This window comes from Nitrosopumilus sp. S6 (genome assembly GCF_054515815.1).
Map to the genome: position 1 here is coordinate 59,211 of NZ_JBTNRI010000002.1, position 22,228 is coordinate 81,438.

Annotated in this window: 29 protein-coding genes; 12 read left to right on the top strand and 17 right to left on the bottom strand. The window is 33.2% G+C overall.

The window, feature by feature from the left end; translation table 11 throughout:
- Positions 1 to 14: 14 nt before the first annotated feature.
- The 4 genes from ACX12B_RS01670 to ACX12B_RS01685 all read right to left on the bottom strand — a co-directional run bounded on the left by ACX12B_RS01670 (position 15) and on the right by ACX12B_RS01685 (position 3,872).
- Positions 15 to 179, bottom strand: a complete 165-nt coding sequence (locus ACX12B_RS01670; RefSeq protein ID WP_459352325.1) for a hypothetical protein — start codon at positions 177 to 179, stop codon at positions 15 to 17.
- A gap of 56 nt (positions 180 to 235) precedes the next feature.
- On the bottom strand, positions 236 to 1,015 hold the full coding sequence (locus tag ACX12B_RS01675) for a hypothetical protein (RefSeq protein WP_459352326.1): 780 nt from the start codon (positions 1,013 to 1,015) through the stop codon (positions 236 to 238).
- A gap of 99 nt (positions 1,016 to 1,114) precedes the next feature.
- Entirely contained in the window at positions 1,115 to 1,891 is a 777-nt protein-coding gene (locus ACX12B_RS01680) for a sulfurtransferase (RefSeq protein WP_459352327.1), read from the bottom strand.
- 415 nt (positions 1,892 to 2,306) lie between these two features.
- Positions 2,307 to 3,872 (bottom strand): ammonium transporter, encoded by a 1,566-nt coding sequence (locus tag ACX12B_RS01685; protein WP_459352328.1) that lies wholly within the window; start codon positions 3,870 to 3,872, stop codon positions 2,307 to 2,309.
- 128 nt (positions 3,873 to 4,000) lie between these two features.
- On the opposite strand from ACX12B_RS01685, the gene ACX12B_RS01690 reads away from it, so the two are divergent.
- Genes ACX12B_RS01690 through ACX12B_RS01705 form a run of 4 tightly spaced genes read left to right on the top strand, consistent with a single transcriptional unit; the run spans position 4,001 to position 6,686 of the window.
- On the top strand, positions 4,001 to 4,666 hold the full coding sequence (locus tag ACX12B_RS01690) for a hypothetical protein (RefSeq protein ID WP_459352329.1): 666 nt from the start codon (positions 4,001 to 4,003) through the stop codon (positions 4,664 to 4,666).
- A 59-nt stretch (positions 4,667 to 4,725) separates the two neighbouring features.
- Positions 4,726 to 5,760, top strand: a complete 1,035-nt coding sequence (locus tag ACX12B_RS01695) for a V0D/AC39 family V-type ATPase subunit (protein WP_459352330.1) — start codon at positions 4,726 to 4,728, stop codon at positions 5,758 to 5,760.
- 8 nt (positions 5,761 to 5,768) lie between these two features.
- Positions 5,769 to 6,005 (top strand): hypothetical protein, encoded by a 237-nt coding sequence (locus ACX12B_RS01700; protein WP_459352331.1) that lies wholly within the window; start codon positions 5,769 to 5,771, stop codon positions 6,003 to 6,005.
- 33 nt (positions 6,006 to 6,038) lie between these two features.
- Entirely contained in the window at positions 6,039 to 6,686 is a 648-nt protein-coding gene (locus tag ACX12B_RS01705) for a hypothetical protein (RefSeq protein WP_459352332.1), read from the top strand.
- 42 nt (positions 6,687 to 6,728) lie between these two features.
- Here ACX12B_RS01705 and ACX12B_RS01710 read toward each other — a convergent pair whose 3' ends face one another.
- Complete coding sequence (locus ACX12B_RS01710; RefSeq protein WP_185736689.1) at positions 6,729 to 6,890, bottom strand: hypothetical protein; 162 nt, start codon at positions 6,888 to 6,890, stop codon at positions 6,729 to 6,731.
- A 38-nt stretch (positions 6,891 to 6,928) separates the two neighbouring features.
- A complete protein-coding gene (locus tag ACX12B_RS01715; protein WP_459352333.1) occupies positions 6,929 to 7,483 on the bottom strand; it encodes a hypothetical protein in 555 nt (184 codons plus the stop codon).
- 202 nt (positions 7,484 to 7,685) lie between these two features.
- Here ACX12B_RS01715 and ACX12B_RS01720 point away from each other — a divergent pair, with 202 nt between their 5' ends.
- The 4 genes from ACX12B_RS01720 (at position 7,686) to ACX12B_RS01735 (ending at position 9,628) form a co-directional block, all read left to right on the top strand.
- Positions 7,686 to 8,474 (top strand): hypothetical protein, encoded by a 789-nt coding sequence (locus tag ACX12B_RS01720; protein ID WP_459352334.1) that lies wholly within the window; start codon positions 7,686 to 7,688, stop codon positions 8,472 to 8,474.
- A gap of 2 nt (positions 8,475 to 8,476) precedes the next feature.
- Complete coding sequence (locus ACX12B_RS01725) at positions 8,477 to 8,770, top strand: hypothetical protein (RefSeq protein ID WP_459352335.1); 294 nt, start codon at positions 8,477 to 8,479, stop codon at positions 8,768 to 8,770.
- Between the two features lie 55 nt (positions 8,771 to 8,825).
- Positions 8,826 to 9,206 (top strand): hypothetical protein, encoded by a 381-nt coding sequence (locus ACX12B_RS01730; RefSeq protein WP_459352336.1) that lies wholly within the window; start codon positions 8,826 to 8,828, stop codon positions 9,204 to 9,206.
- A gap of 71 nt (positions 9,207 to 9,277) precedes the next feature.
- Positions 9,278 to 9,628 carry a hypothetical protein gene (locus ACX12B_RS01735; protein ID WP_459352337.1) on the top strand — a complete coding sequence of 117 codons (351 nt, stop codon included), beginning with the start codon at positions 9,278 to 9,280 and terminating at the stop codon, positions 9,626 to 9,628.
- Positions 9,629 to 9,630: 2 nt separating this feature from the next.
- Here ACX12B_RS01735 and pyrH read toward each other — a convergent pair whose 3' ends face one another.
- Genes pyrH through tmk form a run of 3 tightly spaced genes read right to left on the bottom strand, consistent with a single transcriptional unit; the run spans position 9,631 to position 12,124 of the window.
- Positions 9,631 to 10,314 carry a UMP kinase gene (gene pyrH, locus ACX12B_RS01740; protein WP_459352338.1) on the bottom strand — a complete coding sequence of 228 codons (684 nt, stop codon included), beginning with the start codon at positions 10,312 to 10,314 and terminating at the stop codon, positions 9,631 to 9,633.
- A complete protein-coding gene (locus ACX12B_RS01745) occupies positions 10,311 to 11,546 on the bottom strand; it encodes an HD domain-containing protein (protein WP_459352339.1) in 1,236 nt (411 codons plus the stop codon). The genes pyrH and ACX12B_RS01745 overlap by 4 nt, the downstream gene beginning before the upstream one ends.
- Positions 11,543 to 12,124, bottom strand: coding sequence for a dTMP kinase (tmk, locus tag ACX12B_RS01750; RefSeq protein WP_459352340.1), 582 nt, complete (start codon positions 12,122 to 12,124; stop codon positions 11,543 to 11,545). The genes ACX12B_RS01745 and tmk overlap by 4 nt, the downstream gene beginning before the upstream one ends.
- A 285-nt stretch (positions 12,125 to 12,409) precedes the next feature.
- Between tmk and hsp14 the strand changes: the two genes are divergently transcribed.
- Positions 12,410 to 12,790 (top strand): archaeal heat shock protein Hsp14, encoded by a 381-nt coding sequence (hsp14, locus tag ACX12B_RS01755; RefSeq protein ID WP_459352341.1) that lies wholly within the window; start codon positions 12,410 to 12,412, stop codon positions 12,788 to 12,790.
- A 2-nt stretch (positions 12,791 to 12,792) separates the two neighbouring features.
- Here the strand turns inward: hsp14 and ACX12B_RS01760 are convergent, their stop codons facing one another.
- From ACX12B_RS01760 to ACX12B_RS01790, 7 genes are all read right to left on the bottom strand, one after another.
- Positions 12,793 to 14,337, bottom strand: a complete 1,545-nt coding sequence (locus tag ACX12B_RS01760) for an ABC1 kinase family protein (protein WP_459352342.1) — start codon at positions 14,335 to 14,337, stop codon at positions 12,793 to 12,795.
- A 3-nt stretch (positions 14,338 to 14,340) separates the two neighbouring features.
- Positions 14,341 to 14,724, bottom strand: a complete 384-nt coding sequence (locus ACX12B_RS01765) for a hypothetical protein (RefSeq protein ID WP_459352343.1) — start codon at positions 14,722 to 14,724, stop codon at positions 14,341 to 14,343.
- A gap of 55 nt (positions 14,725 to 14,779) precedes the next feature.
- Positions 14,780 to 14,968, bottom strand: coding sequence for a hypothetical protein (locus ACX12B_RS01770; RefSeq protein ID WP_459352344.1), 189 nt, complete (start codon positions 14,966 to 14,968; stop codon positions 14,780 to 14,782).
- A 167-nt stretch (positions 14,969 to 15,135) separates the two neighbouring features.
- Positions 15,136 to 15,477, bottom strand: coding sequence for a hypothetical protein (locus ACX12B_RS01775; RefSeq protein WP_459352345.1), 342 nt, complete (start codon positions 15,475 to 15,477; stop codon positions 15,136 to 15,138).
- A 39-nt stretch (positions 15,478 to 15,516) separates the two neighbouring features.
- The gene (locus ACX12B_RS01780) at positions 15,517 to 16,824 is read right to left on the bottom strand and encodes a COG1361 S-layer family protein (RefSeq protein ID WP_459352346.1); all 1,308 of its coding nucleotides are present in this window, start codon (positions 16,822 to 16,824) and stop codon (positions 15,517 to 15,519) included.
- Positions 16,824 to 17,501 carry an ABC transporter ATP-binding protein gene (locus ACX12B_RS01785; protein ID WP_459352347.1) on the bottom strand — a complete coding sequence of 226 codons (678 nt, stop codon included), beginning with the start codon at positions 17,499 to 17,501 and terminating at the stop codon, positions 16,824 to 16,826. Before ACX12B_RS01785 ends, ACX12B_RS01780 begins: the two co-directional genes overlap by 1 nt.
- Positions 17,502 to 17,520: 19 nt before the next feature.
- Positions 17,521 to 18,678, bottom strand: coding sequence for an ABC transporter permease (locus ACX12B_RS01790; RefSeq protein WP_459352495.1), 1,158 nt, complete (start codon positions 18,676 to 18,678; stop codon positions 17,521 to 17,523).
- 146 nt (positions 18,679 to 18,824) lie between these two features.
- Here ACX12B_RS01790 and ACX12B_RS01795 point away from each other — a divergent pair, with 146 nt between their 5' ends.
- Together ACX12B_RS01795 and ACX12B_RS01800 are read left to right on the top strand one after the other, a co-directional pair.
- Positions 18,825 to 19,727: a winged helix-turn-helix transcriptional regulator gene (locus tag ACX12B_RS01795; RefSeq protein WP_459352348.1), complete on the top strand. Its 903-nt coding sequence runs from the start codon at positions 18,825 to 18,827 to the stop codon at positions 19,725 to 19,727.
- Positions 19,728 to 19,751: 24 nt separating this feature from the next.
- Positions 19,752 to 20,267, top strand: coding sequence for an NUDIX hydrolase (locus ACX12B_RS01800; RefSeq protein ID WP_459352349.1), 516 nt, complete (start codon positions 19,752 to 19,754; stop codon positions 20,265 to 20,267).
- Here ACX12B_RS01800 and ACX12B_RS01805 read toward each other — a convergent pair whose 3' ends face one another.
- Positions 20,268 to 21,248, bottom strand: coding sequence for a PhoU domain-containing protein (locus ACX12B_RS01805; RefSeq protein ID WP_459352350.1), 981 nt, complete (start codon positions 21,246 to 21,248; stop codon positions 20,268 to 20,270).
- A 65-nt stretch (positions 21,249 to 21,313) separates the two neighbouring features.
- Between ACX12B_RS01805 and ACX12B_RS01810 the strand changes: the two genes are divergently transcribed.
- On the top strand, positions 21,314 to 22,225 hold the full coding sequence (locus ACX12B_RS01810) for a pantoate kinase (RefSeq protein WP_459352351.1): 912 nt from the start codon (positions 21,314 to 21,316) through the stop codon (positions 22,223 to 22,225).
- Positions 22,226 to 22,228 lie beyond the last annotated feature (3 nt).

Here is a 22,228-nt window from a genome sequence, read left to right on the forward strand (position 1 = left end):
TTTAAAAAAAGAATTTAGTCGCCTTTAGCTTTATCGTATCCTTTTTTGGCAGCATCTTTTGCTCCCTCATATCCTTTGGTTCCAAGTTCTGTACCTTTTTCAACACCTTTCTTGCCAAGGTCTGTTCCTTTTTCAACACCTGCTTCAGCAGTGTCTTTGAGTTTCTTTAGAAATCCCATGAATTCTTTAGAGAATTTCTCACATAAAACATTGTCATGAAATTCCTAAAAATGGGTTATGTCTCTATTAGATTAATAGAAATTTCTGTAATTGGTCTTGACAACTCATCAGGAACTACAATTAGCAATCCGCCATTCTTATCAACTCCATTACATGTTCCTGAGAATTTTTGAAAGTTGTTTGCAAAACATCCTTCATTAGAATAATGCTCAAAGTTTTCAGGGTAAAGGAAATAGTACCATTGCTGAACATATGAGGGTACAAAGTACACATCAAATCCTATGGTATCATCATTAACAGATACAGTGTATTCATAATTTGTTGATTCTTTAGATGTGCAAATTGGAACAAATTGTGCAAATCCATTTTGGAGTTTTTGTTTTTGAGATTCATCAGAATATGCAGAATTTGGGATTGAAGTATTTTCTTCAAAAAAGTTTAGTTGATATCCAATAAAATCAAGACCAGTCTTTGCATAATGGAACCACTGAGATTCACAGTCTCGGTAATCATATTGCACTGCAACAACTGGTTTGCTGTTAACGTATTGAAGACCATTTTGTCTTTGTTTTGCACCATGTTTTGTAATGTCAGATTGCTCTTCTTCTCCTGAAATGACTTCACGTTCCCATGTTGTTGTAACATCAACAATGAGATTCCTAGGATAGCTCTTCCATTCGGGTTGGAAATGAACATAATTTGCATATTCGTTTGTTTGACTGATTTTGATAGTATCTCTTGATTCTCTAAGAGTTCCAAAAGCATCATCAAATACTACATTAACAGATAGCAGGATCATTAGTCCTAACATTACAGAAATTATCGCAATTTTCATTTTTGTATCTCCAGTTATATCATCAAGGCATTATTCTAATTAAAGTCATAGTAGATTTTCATAGTTGTACCACAGAATGTTATACGCTAAATATTTGAGTTAATTTTCTACAGGTAAATCCAATCTATTTCCCCACTCTCCCCAAGAACCTAGATAGACTTTGATATTTTCAAATTCTAATTTTTTCAAAACCAAAAATGTGTTAGCTGCTCGATATGCCCCTTGACAATAAGTTACAATTTCAGTGTCTTTTGGAAAATCATACATTTTTGATAATTCCTCATCACTTTTGAAAGTCCCATCTTCGTTGAGATTCTGATTCCAATCAATATTGATGGCATTTGGAATGTGACCTGACTGGGCAGCACGGATTGTACTTCCATTGTATTCCCCAGGTGAACGGGCATCAAGAATTTTCAGATTTTCAAGATTGTCTTGAATATATTCAAATCCTGAAATTATATCAGAATTAATTTTGCCTGAAAAATTAGATGGTTTGAAACCATTTGGTTTTGTTTCAATTGCAAGATTTTCTTTTTGCCATTTTGTGATTCCTCCATCTAACATCATGACATTTTGATGAGAGAAATACATCAACATCCATACTCCTCTGGCTGCAAGCATTCCAGATACAGAATCATAAAAGACGACTTTTTTTTCAGGAGTTACTCCAAGAAAAGATAATAATGATTTTGATTGGTTATTGAAATTCTCAATTCCTTGTTTTGTTGTGTCAATCCAATGAAATGCAAACAAGTCTAAATGAACTGCTCCAGGGATATGACCTTCTGAATATTCTTTGAAAGAACGTGTATCAGCTACAATGAAATTAGGATCATCTAAAATAGAATTTAGTTCAGATGTGGAAATTAACATAAAATAGATTTTCAGTGATCAAATTAATTTCTTTGATTTATGGTAGATTTAGGCGTAAAGTTCCTCTATTTACTATGAGTACTCGATGAGATAGAGGAATCCCAACTTTAGGTTTTTTAATAATTCTAAGAGATTTTGTGCCCTTTTGGATTGTTAATTTCAGACCTATTTTTGAAAATTGTGTTGCGTGTTTATTTTTTGTAAATCTATTGTCATGTAGTTTTTTAGAACTAAACGATGAGGTTCCTTTACAATTATTCATTAAGAATAAATTCATATAATCATACTTTGAATCTACGTATATAGATGTTTCATATAATATGAAATTATGTAAAGATGAAAAATAAATTACATAATTTTCTTAATCTAAGATTAAAGAGTGAATAATAAAAAGAAGAAAAGAAAAGGGTTTTTTCTATTCGTTGACGTATGCTCTTTCGCCGTGCTGTGCTAAATCGAGACCAATCTCCTCTTCTTTAGGAGTTACTCTGATTCCGCCAGGCCATACTGCGTCCATTACCTTTAGGATTACAATGGTTACACCAAATGCATATCCTATTGAGACTAATGCTGCAACGATACTGATTGCTTGTTGCTCCATTCCTTCTGGAGTTCCAGTCCATGCACCAATACCATCTCCGGTATCCCATACATGTGGACTTGCTAATGTACCAGTCAAAATTGCACCGGTAAGACCACCCATTCCATGTATTCCCCATACATCTAATGCGTCATCCCACTTTCTTGCATTCTTGAATGCTACACAGGCATAACAAACTGTACCTGCGGCAATTCCCATAATAATTGCAGCCATTGGACCTACCCAACCTGAAGCTGGAGTGATTGTTACCAATCCTGCTACTGCACCTGATGCTGCACCAACAACACTTGGTTTTCCTGTATGTGCCCATGACATCAAGACCCAAGTAACTGCGGCCATACCAGTTGCGGTATTTGTAACAGTCCATGCGCTGACGGTAATGCCGTCTACCATTACTTCACTACCTGCGTTAAAGCCGAACCATCCGAACCAGAGAATACTTGCACCAAGTACTACCATTGGGATGTTGTGTGGCTCCATTGGCACTTTGCCATATCCAAGTCTTCTGCCAAGGACTAAGGCTCCAGCCAATGCTGCAAATCCTGAAGAAATGTGTACTACAGTACCACCAGCAAAGTCTAATGCATATGACGGCGAGAGGTCTGGATCAAAGTCTAATCCACCTCCTCCTATGAAACCGCCTCCCCAGACCCAGTGTGCAATTGGATCGTAAACGAAGGTACCCCATAAGAGTACGAATATGACTAACGCGCTGAATTTAATTCTGTCAATTAATCCACCAATGATAAGAATTGGTGTGATAATTGCAAAGGTTCCTTGGAACATTGCAAACATCTGGTGAGGAACAGTTCCTGGCCAAGATTGACTACAATAGTCACCATCCTTAAATTCATTCATCTGATAGGCTGCCGACCATGTATCATGACATGGGCCTAGTTCACCAATTGGTGCCCAAGCTGAAACCATGTTAAAGCCTGCATAATCTAGACTTCCCATATACATATTGGCGCCTTCATCAGCGTTTGGAGCAAATGCTAGAGAGTATCCCCATAGAATCCATTGTACTGACATGAGTCCCATAACAATGAGAGTCATACCAAGAACGTTGACGATATTCTTTGATCTGGCTAAGCCACCATAAAAGAAACCGACACCTGGAGACATGAAGAGTACTAATGATGTTGCGGTAAGCATCCATGCTGTGTCACCTGTATCTATCATACAAGGTAGCATGCCACCTTCGCCATCATCAAACCAACATTCGTTAGGGTTACCAGTGTAAATTCCACTGGTTCCTTTTACATATCCGTCCATACCATCTTCAACACTTTGTGCATATGCCTGTGACATTGCACCTGCTGCTGTGATGGATACTGCGGCTACAAGTAATAGAGCATACTTGTAGTTCCTAGAATTCATTGAATTTATCGAAATTGGATTTTATTTAAGGGTTGGAGACTCAAGAATGTCTAAAAAAGTAAATTATTATATTTTAGTATATTCTGATAGTAACATAAAATATGGAAATTATGTTAAGGTGATCGTAAATGGGCAAATCAAATACTAAACTAGCAATTTTTGATACCTTCAAGACCAAAGGGGAAGAACTGACAGGAGAAGCACAACGTCAAAGAGCAATCATTGGAATTCTTGCAAGTGATGCAAATCCAGCTGAAAAAACTAGAACAGGGATATCACAAAAAATGGCAAAAAAACAAGGAATTGCCTGGAAGAATATCTATTCAGGAATTTTCAGAGATCTAGATGAGATACTTCTTCCCATGGGAATTGCAGAAGAAGATGGGAGATTACCTCTTCAGAGAGGCCCCAAAGCTCTTCAAGAAAAAGGGATTCCATATTATCATCTTACAAAAAAAGGAATTTTGGTAGCCCTTTCAATTAATGACGTTAAGAACAGAGAAAATTTGTTAAAAGAGTTTTTTTCAAATTCAGAATCTAAAGAAAAAGAGTTTGAGAAAATACTATCGAGTCTTTTAGAGAAGAGCCCAAAATTTGCATATTCTATTTTTCAAAAATATGTCAAGGCATTTTGTGATAATAAGATCAAAGAATTGCTCCCATTTGACCTTACAAAATTAAGAGATATTTCAGATGAGTCATTGGCAATTCAAAAGGAGATTCTGATAGCTTTTGCAGAGCTCTCAAAGCAAGAAAAAGAGGATGCCATCAAATTTCTAGATAAAATCACTTAGAATTTGTTCCTAGTTAGATCGCCAAACATTAAAATCCGTTACTCATAAACAATTTTCAAATGGGCAAAAACGTCTATGCATCAGTAAAGTCATACAGTCAAAGAGGAAAATTACTCAATAGGGCTGATTTTCAGACTTTGGCAGAATCAAGAGATCTTGATGAGTTTATGACCAGAATAAAAAATACAGTCTATGGCGATTCAATAAATGATGTTCAAAAACCATACACTTCTCAAGGAATTGAATCAGCCTTCAGAGGACAATTAGCTGACGTTCATTATTCTATTGCAAAAACTGCAGGTGACTCTGATATTCTTGATGCATATTATATGAAATTCATTATCTCAAATCTAAAATTAATACTCAAAGGAAAAGTTTTAGGAAAATCACAAGAAGAGATTGAAAATCACATCAATCTTCGTGCTGAAGAATTAGTCAAACAACGAGACGTTATCATCAAATCTCTTGTTGCAAAAGATCTTGAAGAAGCAGTTGCAAGTCTAAATTCAGTTCAGTTTGGAGATGAGATTGCAAAGGCTGCAACACTTTACAATGAAACTAAAAACATACAAGTCTTTGACACATATTTTGATAAAATTTTGTACCAACAGTTAGGACGGGCTCTAAAGAATACAAGAGACAGAGATGTCATAAAGATTGTTGGAATGGATGTAGACTTTTACAATCTTCTCAGTGTAATTAGAGGAAAATTCTGGGGATTAGAAGAATCACAAATTCAAGATTTGATTGTGACTCAAACTCCAACTGTTCCAAGAGAACTTCTCGGAAGAATGATGGCAGCAGGTACAGTCAGAGATGCACTAAATGAGCTTGCCACAACCAAATACAAAGACATGATTCCACAAAATGAAAATGAGTTAGACGCAGTTGCTGAATTTGAAAGAGCATTTGAGATGAGTATCTATCATTCATCTGCCAGAGCATTTACCAAAATGTTTAGCTTTGCTACAATAATCGGAATCACAAAACTAACAGGATTTGAAGTAAGGAATTTAGCTGCAATTGCATATGCAGTAGAACAAAAAATTCCTACAGAAACAACTATGTCAAAATTGATTCTTGAAGAAGAATAGATCTGAAAATGATAAAATTTCCAAAGAAGAAAAACGAGATCACTACAGAGACAGTAATCAATACTATTTGGGTTAGTGCGTTTTTGGCCATGATATTTTCATTGCCGCCTTTAGCATTATTTTTGGGAATTTATTTCTGGGCAGGTGAATTAGTCATAGGAGCAGTAGTAGGTTTTGGAGTACATTTTGTAACATTAGCATTTGCAGGCAAAATCTCAAAATTTTTGACCAATATGATGAGTTAACCTATAAGGATCCAATTATCTAAGTGAAATACCATGATGGGAGATAGAGATTTTCGAACTACTATTCAAAATGCCATAAAATCAATTGGAAATGAATTAGAAATCGACATAGACTCTAAGAACTTTCAAACTATCCATCTTCAAGAAGTCGTTAGGTGTATGAGACGGTCATACTATGATAGAATGGATCCTCAAGAAATTGAAAGAAGAGGGTTCAATGAGCTTCTTTCAGGATTATTAAGAAAATTAGAATATGGCAGCAATCCAAAAGATTTCGATATTAACGATCTAAAGCTTAGAGGTCAAGCAGATATGATTGTAGATGATGCCATTCTCCTATTCAGATCAGCTACTGAAGAATTAGAAAATCCTCATGCAAGTGATGTTTTGTATCTTAATGCATGCATGTGGATATATGACAAGGAAGATGGAATGGTTGTCTACATCACAGGAGATAGAAAAGAATCAACATTTTCATTAACACGCAACAAAAAGATGTTTGAAGATACAATACGTAGAGTAAGGGTTCTAAACAATCTTCTCACAGAACAAAAAACACCAATTTTAGAACCATCTGCAGAATGTACTGAATGTCAATATTATGAGAGATGTTACACAAAGAGGAAAAATACCAAACAAACATCCCTTTCTGAAATGCTAGGACTTGGCAAACAAGATTAGTCTAGATAAATGAAAAATATTGTAAAGGAAAAATTCCTTTGGTTAATCTAGTGGTTCTGGATGTCCTTTACCACGAAGAGCGAAACACACTACTGCTAGTGCAATTGCGACTCCTGCTGCTGCGCCATAAGCGGCCATTCCTGCTTCTGCCATTTGATAAAATCCCAATGAAATTGCTTTTATAACTTTGCCAATATTTTGCATCTAAAAACAAATTATCATAATTTTATAATTTTATGATACTATTGAGTAAATTCAAACATTAGTTCGTTTTCCTGACCACTTGTCATAGAACTCAAATTGTAAAACACAACACCTGAAACTTTCCAAGTGTTTGTATTAGATTCAAAATTAGCCCACAATTCAGGAGTATTACCAGAATTTTTCAATACAATTTCATCTCTTAGTATGATAGAGTTTCCACCAAGTAGAGTATAGTAATTTGAACCAAATTCTACCATTCCTTCAGCTCTATGTCCAATTTGTCCTCCACCGAGTTGTTCAGAATGAGAATATCCTGTTTCATACAATTGGTAATCCATAGTTGTGACAATCATAGATCGTTCATTAGGATTTGAAATTTTAAATGCAACATCAATTGTTGCAGAACGTTCTGATATTTTTGAGACGACAACTTCTTCTAATTCAATTTCAATAGGTCTAATTTGTGGAATGTCTGAAGTACCAGAAGTTGATGTTGGAGAGTCTATATCAATAGAAGGTCCCATAATTAGAATTCCACCCAATATTGCAGCAAGTGCAACAGCTGCGATTCCAACAAAAATTTTAGGATTCATGATTTTTCAGACTCGTTAGATATCTTAAATGTTGAGATACTAACTATAAGGGATTCGATAACAAGAAATTAGTTTTGGAGAGGACTAATTCGCAAACAAGTGAGAACATACAAGTTTCATACAATATTCTTATAATTTAGATTAACGTAAACTTTCTACGCAGAAAAATAAAATATTACAGTGTTTTGCAGTAGTTTCTTTATTGTTAGTTAGTATCACTACTCCAATTTTTGCCCAAGTTCCTGGTGTTGGTCCTAGTGGATGTGTTGATCCAACTGGATGTGATGCTGATCGAGACGGTGTACCCGATAGTGTTGATGCATGTCCTAATGTTCCAGGTTCTAAATCAAACAATGGTTGTCCAGACACAAAACCAAGACCCAGTCCATCGGATGATGGTTCAGGAGTAGCAGTTGCAGCAATATTTGGATTAATTTTGGCAGGAGTAGCAATAGCTGTAATCAAAGCAAAAGCAGGAAAAGGAAAACAAGGTAAAATAGGTTCAAACTTACAACAACGCAGTACACCTTTACGAGATTACAAAAGTTATTCAGGTCCAAAATATTCTCAACCCAGTTCCCCTTCTACTACATCAAGTACTGATTCTGTTCCAGAACCAATCAAAATGGATAATGGACAAAATATTGAAGGAGTAGGGATTACAGCAGGAGGTCCAGATTTTCCAAAACCAGAAAATGTGAAATTAGTAAGAACCGGAAATTTTACAGAAATTAGTTGGAGTTTACCATCACAAACAGATTATGAAGGAAGGAAGCTTGTGGGCTATGAAGTGTATAGGGAAATTCAGAAGTATTCAGGAGGAGAATGGGTAACACAAGAAATGAGAATAGATGATCCAAATGTTACCAAACAACAATGGGAGAATGTTCATGCAGAAAAATTCTATGGAGTAAAATCGATTTATCGTGATCAGGTAGGTAATGAATTTTTTAGTATTGGCGTAAACCCAAACTTCCCTAACGAGGTATAAAATTGTCTGAATCAGATTCAAAAGATGAGAAAAAAGATAATCCATTTGACGCAATTAAGAGTCGTCTAGTTACTGGTCAGATATCATCAAAAGATTATGAGAAAATGAAGAAATTTTTAGAGAAAAATGGACCACCAAAAAATTTAGAATCAAATGCTGAATTTTTCAATGATTTTATGCTTTTGACTATGCGTTTTGCATGGGGGGAGATTGATGAAAAAGAATTCAAACAAGTAAAAAAAATTCTAGAAAAAGAAGTATCAAATAAATCGAAAAAAAATTGGTTTAGCAGGTAAGAATTGTGATGATCATATACTCAAAAACTATCAAAATTGAGGATATTTCTAACTTATGAAAAATAAGTATGTTATTGTAATAATTATTGTATTTGGTATTAGTATTCTAATAATAAATTCATTATATGTCCAACAAACACGGTTTATTGATTTTGTAGAATCAGGAGGAGATTTAACAGAAACTGAATGTTTGGCAATTGATGGAAAATGGGAGATACGGGCGTATGTTAGAAATTCACAACCACATTGTAATTTACCAACATCTGATGAGGGAAAAAGATGTACAGACTCAACTCAATGTGAAAGTTTTTGTCAAGCCGAAGATGATGTTCAATATGGAACTCAGAGTATTGGAATATGTTATGGATACCAATTTGCAACATGTGCAAATCAAGTAATCAATGGAACAGCATCAGGTATGATATGCGTAGATTAAGTTATGATTTCGTATAGATTAGAATTTTCGTGTATCATGTAGTTATTATATCAATTAGCAGAAAAAAAGCTATGCAGTATTTTCAAGCAGTGCAACAAGGCAAACAAAGAGCAGGAAAATCTCAAATGAAGATGTTTGAGGCAGCAGGATTTGGAATGTTAACTTTAACCACAAAAAAAGTGGATGGAAAATTCCAACCTGTAGGAGAGGAAGATTTTACGGCAGTTGTTAGTTCAGAAGAAGGATATGTTGCAATAATAGTAGACAAGGATGGATACACCAAAGCTCAATCAAAGGCAGTTGAAAAAGATGAAGCCTTGGCAATCTACAAGAAACTTCGAGATTCAGGAATTGAAGAATATCCAGGAAAAGAGATACTGATATGGACTGAAACTAGACCTACGATTCAAAATGAATCATAAAATTATTTTGTTGGAATAATTATCTCAGTTCCCAAATTACCACCTTTAATGGCTTTTTCAATAATTTTGGGATTGGCTTTGAGAATTCTTGTTTTAATTTTTGAGCGTTCAATAATTTTTAGTGCAACTATATCCATTAGATCATAACCTCCTGCTACTGAATCCTCATGAACTAACATATTTTTTAGATTTTTCAATTCAATTCGTTTGAATTTTTTTGCTTTTTTGAATTTGTTTGGATCCATGTCATAAACTCCATCAACATCAGTAGCATTAAGAAATTGTTCAGCTTTGACTTTTTCTGCAATCAATGCAGCAGTTCCATTGGTGCTTTGGCCAGGATGAAGACCTCCTGCAACAACGATTAATCCATCATCTACTGCATGTCTAACTTCTTGCAGAGTAGTTGGAGGATGAGAATATGCTTTGTTTTTTAGAGCATAAATCAACAGTTTTGCATTTAATCTAGAAATCTCAATTCCCAATTCATCAAGAGTTGACTCATCAGCTCCAGAAGATCTTGCATGATTAATGTAGTGTCTGGCAATATTTCCACCTCCAGCAACAATTATTGGCTGACAAACCTTGCTAATTTTTACTAGAAATTCTGCCCAATCCTTTAGGAGTTTTACATTATCCATAGCAAAAACTCTCCCAGACAGTTTGATTACAATTCTTTTTTTCACTCTAATTCACCAATGATGGATTTTGCGGCAATTTCAACTTTTTTTCTATTCTTTTGATGTGTATAGATTCTTAGAATATTCATAAAGCCTGAAATTGCTGAGACTACAGGAATTTTAGAAATAGGCATCTCCTTTGCTGATGATTTACCGTCCTCTTTTGTAATCAGTATTACTGATTTTGACTCATTTTTTGAGGGCGCAAGAGGAATTGAAGGGGTTACAGAACTATCAACAAAAATCTCATTTTCTTCGACTTTGGATTTTTTAGAAATGGCAGATCTAAGTTCGTTTGTTTTCATTTTCTTTAGGTTTTTTCTACTTGTCAAAATGCTCTCAAATACACATTTTAGCAATTTCCTATTTTGATAGTCTTGAGCAAATCTCCTTGCTCGTTTTAATTTAGAAGTTTTTGATGAAAGCAAACTGGATAGAACATATTCATCTGTTAGTTGAACAAATTCATCTAGATTAAAAGTAGAAAATCCAAACTCATCATCTGAAGATCTCAAAGCTTCAAGTAACATTACTTCTGCAGATCTTACTGTTTTGTGAAAATAAACTGCTTTGAACATTTGATATCTAGAGTGCATCATTGATTCAAAAGAATACAATGCTGAACGTTCTAAGGCAAGTTTCTTCTTATGAACATCAAGGGATTGTGTAATTCTCTTATGATCAATTTTTGCATGTTCTGCTCCTGTAAAATAACCATCTCTGAGCAAGTAATCCATCATATCTGCACTAAGAGCACCTGAAACAATTTCATTCATGTATTGAAATTTTGAGTCACCAAATGCAACTTTTGTTACAAGTTTTTTATCAAAACCGTTTTTTGTCAAGATGTCACCAATTTCAGATTTTAGAATAATCTCTTTACCAAAGTCTTCATGAGAAATTTTCTTTTCTTGAATTATTTCCTCAAACAAATGCGAGAATGGCCCATGACCAATATCATGTAAAAGACCAGCTAATCTAAGGATCTCAATATCATCAGATTTGAGAAATCCTTTTTCATTAAGGGCATGACCAGCCTGACTAGCAATGTGCATAACTCCAAGAGAGTGCTCAAATCTTGTATGCTGTGCTGCAGGATATGTCAAATGTGCTCCAGATAATTGTCTTATTCTCCTTAATCTCTGAAAAACAGGATTATCAATTATAGACAGTTCATGATCATAAACACGAATGAAATCATGAATCGGATCTATAATGTCTAGATAATTTTTTTTCATAATCCTAATTTCTTTGAAAATGTTTTCATGATTTCTTCATGAACTTCTTGTTTAGATTTTGTAGCATCAATTATTTTCCAACGTTTTTTCTTGGCAGTGGTTTTATAGATTTTAGAGATTTTTTTTAAAAATTCTTCATTTTTTTCAAATTTGTCACGGTTGGTTTTTTGTCTGTTAAAGGATTCTTTTTGACTCACATCAAGTAAAATAACAAGATCAGCTTTTGGTAATCCCTCATCTAGATTCTCAAGCCATTTTTCTTTTATTCCATTTGCCAAACCATAAACAAGATTAGAGTGGTAATACCTATTCATTATAAGAACAGAATTTTTTTCTTGAGCAACTTTGATTTGTTCTAATTTTTCCCATCTATTTGCAGATAATAGGCAGTGAATTACTTGTGGTGGAAATTTTCTTTTCCCATCAAGATATTTCCTAATTTCTTTTCCAATAGGAGTGGTGTAATCTGGAAAATGAAACAGTTTGGTTTTGATTTTCCTTTTTTTTAGTGCTTTTTCTAGCATAGTTGATTGTGTTAGTTTTCCTGCTTGATCTCCACCTTCAATTACAATAATCATAAGTTATCAAAACAGAGAAAGTAATTGATTAAAAATCTATCAAAACAGACTCTAGAATTTACGAACTGTTTAATATCCTCTTAAGATAATTCAGGATATGGCTGAAGAATACTCATGTCCTTATTGTGAATCAATATTTGAGAGTAAAGATGATCTTTCAAAGCACATAGATAGAATTCACGGAGATTCTGGAATTTTAGAAGGCTCAAAATAATCCTAAACTTTTTTGTTTTTCCAAAAATTTCTCTCAAGGTTTATAACCAAAAATTTGCCACATAACACAAAATGGGATTAGTAAAAGAAGTGATAAAAGAAATTGGAAACAAATCACGAGAATTCTATGAATTTGTTTTACCACCAATTGACATGTATCTTAGTTCTGATAATCTCAAAGTGATTATTGACATACCAGGATTCTCAAAAAAAGATATCAAGCTTACATTATGTGGAGACATTCTATCAATTCAAGCATGCAAAGAAGTAGATGAGAAAGAATCTGAATCATTAATTTCAAAACAGAGACCAAACATTATTGATAAAAAAATAAGATTACCAATTGATATCAAACAAGGAGAAGAGAAAATTGATTCAGCAAAATACGAAGATGGTGTTTTAACACTGATAATTCCTGTAACTAAAAAAGGAAAAGATATTTCAATAGAGTAAAACTAGTATTTTCTAAAAACTATAGAACCTATCATTATCAAACCAGATGTAATCATTCCAGCCATACCAAATATTTCATTTGTTTGATACAACAAGACTGAACCAACAAAAACTGCAGATGCAAAAATGCTACCACCAAGAAATGCTATTGGCTTTCTTTTTTGTAGAGAAAGTTTTGCTTCATCCATGAATTTTTCCATTTCAGGTACTAATCGCAATGCAGAATCAATTGATTTTGAAAATTTTTCAAATGAAATTTTCAACTCTTCAACGTAAGCTTTTGGAATCAGATTCTCTTCTTGAAGAATATTTCTTAGAACTTTAACAAATTTGAAATCAACATCATGTGTTTTGTAAATTCCCTCAATAATTGATGCCATCCTCATGTAGAGGGCCAAATTTTTTGGTAAAACAAAAGGAAATTTACTCATAGTTTGATTTGCAAGCTCCATCAAACTTTGGACTTCCATCTCATCAGGTTTATTTCCATGCATAGCACGAATTGATAATTCAATTCCTTTTTCGATAACTTGGCGGTTGTAATCAGGAGTAAGCATTCCTAGTTCTGCCATTGCATTAACTACTCGAGGAGGATTTTTTTCTACTAATGCAAGATATAGCCTAATGAGTTTGTATCTTGTTTCATTGTTTATTCTACCTACCATTCCATAGTCATATAGGATTAGTTTTCCATCATCTGTTACGGAGATGTTTCCAGGATGAGGGTCTGCATGGAAAAGAGAATGTTTGAGAAGCATCGTAAAAAAAACCTTATGCACATCGATTACTAGTTGTTCTCTATCAACACCTTTCTCATCAAGTTCTTGTACATTTGTAACCTTAATTCCTGGCAAATACTCCATAGTAAGGACATTTTTTGACGAATAATCATCATAAACTGAAGGAACTATTACTTTGTCATTGCTTTCCATATCTTGTTTGATTTTTTTGAGATTTTCAGATTCATTTGTGTAATCCATTTCTTCATGAATAGTTTCAATAAATTGAGAAAGCATAGCTTTTGCAGAATATCTAAGATTAGGATCAACAAATCTCAGAGCCAGTGGCAAAATTTTCTTTAAAACTTTGAGATCTTCGCGTACAACATTCTCAATGCCAGGTCTTTTTACTTTGATAACAATTTGTTGACCAGAAATCGAACCTCGATACACTTGGCCTAATGATGCCCCAGAGATAGAATTCGTATCAATATCATCAAATTTTTCATTAATTGGTCCCAAATCTTTTTCGATGATTGGTTTTACTTGTTCAAACGGTGCAGAAGGAACACTGTCTTGTAGTTTAGATAATTCTTCAAGATAGGGTTGAGGCAAAATATCTGCTCTAGATGACAACCACTGTCCTAGTTTTATGTACACAGGCCCTAAAGATACAAAAGTATCAAGAGCTTTTCTTGCATTTTTTCTAAATTGTTCAGAATCTATTGTGTTTTTTTCTTGTTGTGACCATTTTTTTCTATCTTTACGTAGCGCTAAAATTGATGGTAAAAGTTTGATCAGCACATAGATTGTTCTTCCTGCAGACATGATTTACTCCAAATAATCTTTGATCTTTTTTGATGCAACGTATCCAATGTATCCAGAAAGAACTGATGAGACCAATCCAGATGCCAAAGAAAGTTTTTTTGAATTATTATTTAAAACAGATTTTGCAATTTTAGATCCACCAAAAAGTGCACAAGCTAAACCAATCAAGACTTCTGGTGCATCATAAACAAGATGTCCAATAGGATCTTTTCTTGGATCAATTTTATCAGTATGTACTAAAAATTTGTCATCATATTCCCTAATGTGTAAGTTACCATAACGATATTGTTTTAGTGCACCATTTTTTTGTCCCAGAATAGTTTCTTCAGCTCCATCAATCATGAATTCACGTAATTCTTTGGGAACTTCAATCTCATCAAATGGCATGATCGCAAGATCGATTAATTGCTTATATTTTTAGTGTAAAGTATAGAATTCTCAATTAATTTTTGAGCCTATCTTTTGTAAATATTACAAAACTAATTCCAAATGCTATAAGCATTCCAATTCCAGTTGCATATGCATAATTGAATCCGACTCCAGGATGAGTTTCTTGGTGATAGTTATTTATCATAAATGTTGCAACCAGCAAAATAGAACCAATTATCGTTAGTTTTCTATGGGTTTCCATAATCATAATTTTTACAGTTACTATATGAATTTAGAAAAAATTACAGTAGTGGAGTTGTAATAAATCCCACAATGCTACCAGCTAGAAATAGAAATATTCCCTTTGCCATACCGATTCCCAATTTTATATCACACAATTATGATATAAGTTTTGAATTAATTTTCAGATCAAGGATTAGATTTCATTTTAGATAATCGTTGAATAACTTGTTCAAGTTCTGCCTTATTGTCATTAATTACACGTTTTACAACTTCAATCTCTTTATTGATTTGTGCCAATTGCTCATTATCAGAATTTTTTATTTGATTTTCCAAGTCTTTTAAGACTTGTTGATTGTATTGATTGATTTTTTCTAATTCATTTTTGTATTTCTCTAATTTTGTATATGGATCAGAAAGTTCTGAAAGTTCAGGAACATCTGTAATTTGTTGGTTTGTAATAAAACCAGAAATGGCGACAATGCCTCCTACTGCTAATGCTGCAATGATAACAACAATACTTGATCTCATTTTAAATTGCCTTTAATTCTCCAAAATAACATTAAAAATTTATTCACTTGCCGTGATTGTGGCATTTTTACGCCTACGCATTATGTAAATTCCTACACCAATTGCAATTACAATTGGAATGATAATCATTGAAGAATCAGGACCAGACTCATCACCATTTGTTGGTTCATTTACAAAGATAGTAGTATCTTCAATTACAAAGAGCTCATCTCTAACACTATCCTTGTATCTTAAAGTAATTGTAATGTCATGTTCTCCATATTCTGGTTCACCATCAAATTCAATTGGAATGTTAAATGGTACAGGTGCATCTATTTCAATTTCATCGATAAATTGGGTATTTGGTTTGATGTTTGAATCACCACGAGGTGCAATACTAACAAATCCAAACAAACCATCTTCATTACCTTCATTGATAATTTCTCCAATTACCATCTGAGTTCCAGACAATTCAATTACATCAACATTGAATATTGTAAGATCTATCAATCCCTTAATGTAAAAATCAACAATTTTTGAAATTACATGTTGATCACCATGTGCGTTATAGTATGATATGGTCAAAGGAATTCTAAGAGTATCACCTTTCAATCCCTCTGGAACATAGACTGTTGCTGTAAGATGTCTAGTAGATTTCGGATCAATATTTCCAACATCCCAATTAGATTCTAAAATTACAACATTTTCTACATTAGTAGTAGAAGATGCAGTTGATGCACGTTCTGTTTGTGTGTTAGATGCAACAATATCAACACTAGATATTGGTGCTGTTCCATCATTAGAAATTTCAATTACTACATTGTTTGTTCTAAGAGATGTAAGAAATGGTTCTAATGCTCTTACGTTTATCACACTATCACCAGTTACCTTAAATTGAAAGTCTTCAAACGCAGTTCTAACACCAGACTCTCTTAATCTAGAATAATCTACTTTTACTGTTCCAGGATACTGTTGAATGTTGACATTTTTATCAATATTTACAAAGAATGTCAAATGGAAATTTTCTCCTGCCAAAGAATTTGAATCACTGTCAGCTTTAATGATTGAACCTGGTCCATCAGAAGCTGAAAATCCAAAAGGCAATGATAATTGTCCTTTGATTCCTGTAATGTCTTGTGTTCCAACATTTGCAAATACTACAGTAAATGGAGCATTACTATCACCTGCTTCAACTTCGATTTTTTTATTTAATGTACCAAAATATGCATCTAAGAATTTAACATCACCAAAGTCTCGCTCAAATGGAGAGTCTCCAAATCCACCAGATGAAATTTGTGCATACGAATTACCCATGAATAATGGAACTGACAAAACTCCAAGTAACAATAAAAATAATTTTTGATTCATTATGCTAAAACCTCCATTTCAGATGGCATATCTCCTTCAAAGGCCTTACCGTCTTTAATTGTGATTACTTTGTCTACATCACCAAAATGTTGACGATCGTGTGTAACAATAACAAATGTTTGATTGAGTTTTTTTGCCATAGATTTCATCAATTGAACTATTGTTTCAGATGTAACAGAATCAAGATTTCCTGTTGGTTCATCTGCTAAAACAATTGACGGTTTATTGATTAATCCTCTTGCAATAGCTGCTCTTTGAGCTTGTCCACCTGAAATTTTATTTGCACGTTTATTCATTTGATCTTCTAGTCCAACTGCTTTTAGCAAGTCTCTTGCATCCTTCTCAGCAGTATTATTCGTTCCACCAATTTGTCGGGGTAACAAGACATTTTCTAGAACTGTCAAGTCAGAAAGCAAATTTGAGAATTGGAAGATAAATCCTAATTTTTTATTTCTAAATGAAGAAATTTTATCATCATCAAGAGTAGTAGTATCAACTCCATCAATGAAGATCTTACCAGTTGTAGGACGATCAAGTAAACCAATCATGTTAAGTAATGTAGATTTTCCTGAACCAGAACTTCCAACAATTAAAACAATTTCACCTTGTTCAACTGAAAAAGTTGCATTATCAAGAGCTTTGACTTTATTTTCTCCTTCCCCATAGATTTTGGTCAAATTATTAATCTCTAATACCTTAGACAGTTCTCATCGCCTCCACTGGTAATAGCTTAGTTGCCCTATACGACGGATAGAGTGATGCAATAATTGCTAAAATAAATGAAGTCAAAGCAGTTTGGATGATCTTTTCCCAATTGTAAGTAACCTCAAGAGGCAAACTATTGTTAAATGACATTTTTGTTTCCTTTGCATAGAATGTATAACCCAAGCCTGCAGCTGTGCCTACACCAGCACCAATTGCTCCTATAATCATTCCTTGAAAAATAAAGATAATTAGAATGTCTTTTCTTTTTGCTCCAATTGATCTCATTACACCAATTTCACGAGTTTTTCCATTTACTAACATCATCTGAATTGTTACAATAGCAAAAGCTGAAGACATCATTCCAAAATAACCAATCATGTTAATCATTGCAATACCAGATCGAAAACCAGCAAGTTGTTCTTCAGCTGATTCCTCTATTGTTTCAGCTTTAAAATCATCATTTGGAAATGAACGTAAGAAAAATTCTTTTACTTCAAATGCTTTTGTAGGATCATTTAATTTTACCATAAAAGATCCTGTATCACCTTGTCTATCCATCATGTCACGTAAGGTATCAATATGGATAACTGCAGTATAATCAAATCCTTGACCACCAGGAGATTGTGCAATTCCTGAAACAGTAAATCTTCTGATTTGATCTTCTCCCCGTCTATCAACTACTAGAACTTTAATGCTATCACCAACTTGAGCTCCACCAAGATCTCTTGCAACATTAGAACCTAGTACAATTGAATTTCTTGAAAAGACATAACTTCCTTCTGAAACAGTTTCATGAACAGTTGATGCTCTAATATCTCTGAAAGGATCAATTCCAACTATGGGTACACGTGTTTCTTCAATTAGTTTTCCATTTTTTGTCATATTCATTTCGGCAGTTGATGAAAGCCGCGGTGTTGCCGCCTCTACATATGGAATTCTTTCAAACCAACTTACAATAGATAAATCAGATTTATCGATATAGTCTGCTTCATCAGTAACAAGTATGTCACCATTTCTGTAATCGCTAATATCCCTAACAATTGCATCAAACAATCCTTGGAAAATTACAAAATTCACATGAATTACTAAAATTCCAATTGTAACAGCTAAAACAGCTCCAATTAAGCTTCCTTTTTTGTTGAATAGCATTCTTTTTGCTAATCTTAATCGATATTCCACGAGATCAGTGAAATAGTCTGATATTTAATGTCTATGACATATAGTGCTAACAATATAGACAATTTTATATGATATTGGTTTTTTATGAATTGTAGAATAGTGTTGGAGATTACAAAATGGACAATTTAGATATGAAAATTTTGAGCAGATTGCTCAATAATTGTAGAGAATCAGACAGACAGATTGGAAAAGAACTAAGACTCTCAGGAGGAGCAGTTCGAGTCAGAATAAAAAAAATGCAAGAAAGTGGAATAATTGAGAAATTTATCGTCAAAATTGAACCGCCAACTTTGGGTCATGGCGTATTGTACTTTGTTGTATCAGGTGAAAATATTCAAGAGATTTTAGAGCAAGTTAGTTTAGTGGGTGAGCCATACATTATGGTTCCATGTATTGGCGGGGTAACAGTATGCGGTATTGCAATTAAAGAAAATTTAGAACAAAAGATTGAGCTTGCAAAAAAATTGATGAAAGATCTTAGAGTCTTGTCAATTTTTGAAGCTGAAAATTCAGTATTCAATTCAAATTTAACAAAAACAGATTTAGAAATTTTAGAAGAATTAATCAAAGAACCAAGACAAAAAATTGAAAAAATTGCAAAGAATACAAATCTATCAACAAAGACGATAACAAGATGCATAGAGAAACTACATGATAATGATGGTTTTCAATTCACTTTAATTTATGATCCAACAAAAATTGAAGATTTCATTCCACATGCAGTACTTACGTGGGTTAATGGGGATTTGAAGGAGGTATTAGAAAATTTGAATAACACATTTTCAGAATCATATTTACAAATTCCTTTTATTGCTAAAAATCAGATTGTATTATTTTTGTATAGTGACAGCATATTCAAGATGGATGAATTAACGCAAAAAATTAGAACAAGTAAAAATGTAAAATCTGCAGATCTGTTCATCCCTAAAAAAATCTCATTTTATACAAATTGGATTAAAAAATCAATTGAAGAGTCAAAAAAATCACCAAAATTGCATCTTACATATCAAACCAATTAAATAATAATAATTTCATCAAATTACATGAAGAAAAAGAAGATCTATGAAGGAAAAATTCTAGGTCTTAGTGTTTATGATGGAAAAATTGAAGGAAGAAAAGTAAAACGAGAAGTAATAGAACACAGAGGAGCTGCAGCTATGCTTGCCTTTGATGAAAATAAAAAAGTGATTTTGGTAAAACAACATAGGTTTCCACACGGATATGTTCTAGAGATTCCTGCAGGAACATTAGAGAAGAGAGAACAGCCTATCAAATGTGCATTTAGAGAATTAGAAGAAGAAACAGGATACAAAGCAAAGAAAATGACTCCTCTAATCACTTACTACCCATCAATTGGCTATAATTCAGAGGTTATCCACTGTTTTGTAGCCTCAGGATTAAAGAAGATTGCAGATTTGAAACTTGATGAAGATGAGATCCTCTCAGTAGTAAAAGTGGATATGAAAAAATTACTTAGCATGATAAAGTCTGGAAAAATTCAAGATTCAAAAACCATTTGTGCCGTTTTAACATATGCTGCAAAAAAGAAGCTATACTAGTTATTCATTATAGATTGGTTGAACAAGATCTGCCACATCAGCCCAAGATTGAGCTATACGCTCAAACATAAACACTATATCAAGAAAATCTATTGGAATTTCTTTTTTATTGTCTAATGTGGTTCTGAGTTTACCAAGTTGTTCTTCAAATTTTTTGTGTAAAGATATTGCTTCAATTGCTAAGAATCTATCAGGTTTTGTAAAAGCATCAATTGATTTTTCGGCTAATGCATTAAAGTCTTTTACAACATTATGAATTTTTTTATATTGTTCTTTTGACAAAGATGAATTGTAAATAAAATCAGATAGTTCCACAATAGAGTCACCAGCATTTTCTAAAAGATTTGCTGCAACTCTATAATCAAGAACATCAATGTTTTCTAGATTAAATGCATTTGCTAATCTTTTATCAACAAGTGTACTACGAATTAATCGTACAAGCAAAAAGTATTGTCTATTTACTTCTGCATCACGTTTTGATAATGTTTGCAAGTTTGATTTATCATCTGCAATTAATCCATTTGACGCATCATCATACATTCCAAGTGCAATAGAACTCATACGTTTGAGAATTTTTTCAGGATTAAGGGTTGTAGAATCCAATAAGAACTGCATGTTAATGTGAGATGAATCTTCTTCAATTATTTCCATTCCAACAAGTCGTCTCATAGAATTACGAATTTTTTCTCTATCTTCTCCAGGAATTATAGAATCAGAAGTAATCTCAATAATGTCATATCCTAAAAGATAAGCACCAGTAATGTCAGCTACAATGTTTTCTTCTTTTGGTAAGGGATATGATATTACAACTTCTTTTGTTGGACGAGTTTCTCTATTTGCAGAAATTGAAATACTGTCTTGACCAGTTTCAATTTCAACTTGACTACTTTTGTCTAAATTATTTGCATCAACCCATTCTTTTGGAAGGGAAACCAGAATGCTACTTCCTATTCTTTGTAGGCGTCTAACAAATTTAGTCAATTTATACTAATTTAATTAATTTAAGCCATATTCTTATATTTTGTGTAAAATTTAAACTCAGATCAATGGAGGGAATAGCATTTTGTCCTGCACATATTACCGGTTTCTTCAAGGCTCATTTAGAGAACAATCAAAACAATTTAGAAGATCTAGGCTCAATGGGAGCAGGTTTTTCAATCAAACAAGGAGTCACAACAAAAGTAAGAATTGGTAAAAAAAATAATCAAGATTCAAACTTTAGAATTACAACAAAGGGATATCAATCTGACAAAATAGATGTGTCAGAGTTTGTATTAAATGAATTTCTAAAGATTGGGGATTTTCAAGACAAGTTCTTTGATATTGAACATGAGATTTCAATTCCAGTAGGATATGGTTTAGGTTCTAGTAGCGCAGTTGCATTATCATTATCATTTGCATTAGATCAAGCACTTGAAACAAAATTAGATAAAAACATTATTGGAAAAATTGCACATAATGCAGAAATTAATTGTAAGACAGGATTAGGAGATGTTTTAGCTTCATTTCATGGAGGATTTGAAGTGCGTGTAAAGCCGGGAGCACCAGGAATTGGAACAGTTGAGAAAATTTCTACAGATAAAATTTCAGTTATTATGATTTGCTTCTCACCAATTTCAACTAACAAATTCATCAAAGAAAGACTTTCTCAAATTAATGGACTTGGTGGAAAAATGGTTAACAGGTTATTAGAAACAAAAGATTACCAACACTTTCAAGATATGTCACTAGAATTTGCAAAATATGTAGATGTAATGACACCAAGAATGCAAAAAATAGTAAATGAGTTGGCTCAAAATAATATCAAATGTGGAATTGCACTTTTTGGTGAAACAATTTTTTCAATGGTTCCAAAAGAGAATGAAGATAAGGTTTTAGGAATTTTACAAAAATATTCTGATGGAGTGATAATAAATTCAGAATTAGATGATATCGGAGCAAGAGTTCTAAATAATTAATTG

Coding starts and splice junctions, on each gene's coding strand:
- ACX12B_RS01670 (WP_459352325.1), bottom strand. CDS start 179: ATGGGATTTCTAAAGAAACTCAAAGACACTGCTGAAGCAGGTGTTGAA.
- ACX12B_RS01675 (WP_459352326.1), bottom strand. CDS start 1,015: ATGAAAATTGCGATAATTTCTGTAATGTTAGGACTAATGATCCTGCTA.
- ACX12B_RS01680 (WP_459352327.1), bottom strand. CDS start 1,891: ATGTTAATTTCCACATCTGAACTAAATTCTATTTTAGATGATCCTAAT.
- ACX12B_RS01685 (WP_459352328.1), bottom strand. CDS start 3,872: ATGAATTCTAGGAACTACAAGTATGCTCTATTACTTGTAGCCGCAGTA.
- ACX12B_RS01690 (WP_459352329.1), top strand. CDS start 4,001: ATGGGCAAATCAAATACTAAACTAGCAATTTTTGATACCTTCAAGACC.
- ACX12B_RS01695 (WP_459352330.1), top strand. CDS start 4,726: ATGGGCAAAAACGTCTATGCATCAGTAAAGTCATACAGTCAAAGAGGA.
- ACX12B_RS01700 (WP_459352331.1), top strand. CDS start 5,769: ATGATAAAATTTCCAAAGAAGAAAAACGAGATCACTACAGAGACAGTA.
- ACX12B_RS01705 (WP_459352332.1), top strand. CDS start 6,039: ATGATGGGAGATAGAGATTTTCGAACTACTATTCAAAATGCCATAAAA.
- ACX12B_RS01710 (WP_185736689.1), bottom strand. CDS start 6,890: ATGCAAAATATTGGCAAAGTTATAAAAGCAATTTCATTGGGATTTTAT.
- ACX12B_RS01715 (WP_459352333.1), bottom strand. CDS start 7,483: ATGAATCCTAAAATTTTTGTTGGAATCGCAGCTGTTGCACTTGCTGCA.
- ACX12B_RS01730 (WP_459352336.1), top strand. CDS start 8,826: ATGAAAAATAAGTATGTTATTGTAATAATTATTGTATTTGGTATTAGT.
- ACX12B_RS01735 (WP_459352337.1), top strand. CDS start 9,278: ATGCAGTATTTTCAAGCAGTGCAACAAGGCAAACAAAGAGCAGGAAAA.
- ACX12B_RS01745 (WP_459352339.1), bottom strand. CDS start 11,546: ATGAAAAAAAATTATCTAGACATTATAGATCCGATTCATGATTTCATT.
- tmk (WP_459352340.1), bottom strand. CDS start 12,124: ATGATTATTGTAATTGAAGGTGGAGATCAAGCAGGAAAACTAACACAA.
- hsp14 (WP_459352341.1), top strand. CDS start 12,410: ATGGGATTAGTAAAAGAAGTGATAAAAGAAATTGGAAACAAATCACGA.
- ACX12B_RS01760 (WP_459352342.1), bottom strand. CDS start 14,337: ATGTCTGCAGGAAGAACAATCTATGTGCTGATCAAACTTTTACCATCA.
- ACX12B_RS01765 (WP_459352343.1), bottom strand. CDS start 14,724: ATGCCATTTGATGAGATTGAAGTTCCCAAAGAATTACGTGAATTCATG.
- ACX12B_RS01770 (WP_459352344.1), bottom strand. CDS start 14,968: ATGGAAACCCATAGAAAACTAACGATAATTGGTTCTATTTTGCTGGTT.
- ACX12B_RS01775 (WP_459352345.1), bottom strand. CDS start 15,477: ATGAGATCAAGTATTGTTGTTATCATTGCAGCATTAGCAGTAGGAGGC.
- ACX12B_RS01780 (WP_459352346.1), bottom strand. CDS start 16,824: ATGAATCAAAAATTATTTTTATTGTTACTTGGAGTTTTGTCAGTTCCA.
- ACX12B_RS01790 (WP_459352495.1), bottom strand. CDS start 18,678: ATGCTATTCAACAAAAAAGGAAGCTTAATTGGAGCTGTTTTAGCTGTT.
- ACX12B_RS01795 (WP_459352348.1), top strand. CDS start 18,825: ATGGACAATTTAGATATGAAAATTTTGAGCAGATTGCTCAATAATTGT.
- ACX12B_RS01800 (WP_459352349.1), top strand. CDS start 19,752: ATGAAGAAAAAGAAGATCTATGAAGGAAAAATTCTAGGTCTTAGTGTT.
- ACX12B_RS01810 (WP_459352351.1), top strand. CDS start 21,314: ATGGAGGGAATAGCATTTTGTCCTGCACATATTACCGGTTTCTTCAAG.